Origin of the sequence: Chromohalobacter sp. 296-RDG (assembly GCF_029889885.1) — a bacterium.
In the GTDB taxonomy this organism is placed as follows: domain Bacteria; phylum Pseudomonadota; class Gammaproteobacteria; order Pseudomonadales; family Halomonadaceae; genus Chromohalobacter.
The window spans coordinates 1-1,350 of the sequence record NZ_JARANY010000204.1 but is presented as its reverse complement, the minus strand read 5'-3'; the positions used below and the strand labels follow the sequence as shown (position 1 = coordinate 1,350).

General features: G+C 66.4%; 2 protein-coding genes. Both read right to left on the bottom strand.

Annotation, left to right across the window (positions count from 1 at the left end):
• On the bottom strand, nucleotides 1-566 hold a 566-nt coding region (locus OP495_RS17885; protein ID WP_280571129.1), incomplete at its 3' end, for a YHS domain-containing protein.
• A partial coding sequence (locus OP495_RS17880) for an APC family permease (protein ID WP_280571128.1) occupies nucleotides 563-1,350 on the bottom strand: 788 nt, incomplete at its 5' end. The genes OP495_RS17885 and OP495_RS17880, both read right to left, overlap by 4 nt.

Genomic DNA, 1,350 nt, shown 5'->3' with positions numbered 1-1,350 from the left:
GCCCCGGTGCCGATGGCGATCAGGGTGAACATGTTGAGGCTGCGGCGCATGATGGAGCGCCAGCCGCGCACGAAGAAGGGCCTGCCCGCCCAGACCACCACCGGCGTGGCGAGCAGCAGCTGGATCCAGTTCGAGACTTGGGGGGCGATCAGGTGATCGAGGCCGAACACATGGCCGCCCATTTCCAGCACCAGCACCGGCAGTGCCAGGGCCAGCCCGATCCAGAAGCGCCGCGTCATGTCCTTGAGCTCCTCGGAGGGCCCGGTATCGGCGGAGACCGTCTCGGGCTCCAGCGCCATGCCGCAGATGGGACAGTCGCCCGGCCCCTCCTGGCGAATCTCGGGGTGCATCGGGCAGGTGTAGATCGTGCCGGGCGGCGCTGGCTCGGCAGGTGTGTCGTCGCCCTGCAGGTAGGCGTCAGGGTCCCTTTCGAACTTCTGCTGGCACCTGGCCGAGCAGAAGTACCAGGTCTTTCCAGCGTGTGAGGCGCGGTGGTCGGTATGGTGAGGATCGACCGTCATCCCGCAGACGGGGTCCGTGACCTCATGGGTGTGGTCCTGTGTCATGCTCCATCCTCCCTGCTGTGGCTGCCACTCGCGTCATGCGAATGAGCATGGTGGTCGGCGTCCTGGGCGGGCCGCCGGGAAAGAAAGACGTATTCCGCCACCAGGATGACGGCCATCGCGGCGGCGGCAACGTAGAGCACCAGCGGGTCGGTGGTGGCCTTGACCCAGAGGAAGCCTGCCAGCACCACCAGGTCGAGGGCGATCGCGGTCAGCAGGATGGCCGGGCGGGCCGCCACCGCATCGCGTAGATGCCGCAACACCCCCCAGTGAATGGCGATATCCATCACCAGGTAGAAGATGATGCCCAGGGCGGCGATGCGGCTCAGGTCGAAGAACGCTGTCAGCAGCAGGCCGAGCACGATGGTATAGACCAGGGTGTGCTTCTGGATGCTGCCGGGCATATGGAAATGGCGATGGGGCACCAGCTTCATCTCGGTCAGCATCGCCAGCATCCGCGACACCGCGAACACGCTGGCGATGATGCCGCCTGCCGTGGCCAGCATGGCGAGCAAGACGGTGAACCAGACGGCGGCCTCGCCCAGGGCGGGGCGTGCGGCCGCGGCCAGCGAGTAGTCCTGCGTCGCGATGATCTCCGTCAGCGACAGATTGCTGGCGACGGCGAGGCCCACCAGCGCATAGATCACCACGCACAGGGCGATCGAGACGATGATGGCCCGACCGACGTTACGGTGGGGATCGCGAATTTCGGCCCCGCTGTTGGTGATGGTGGTGAACCCCTTGAAGGCCAGGATCCCAAGCGCGGTAGCCCCCAGGAACCCGGAGA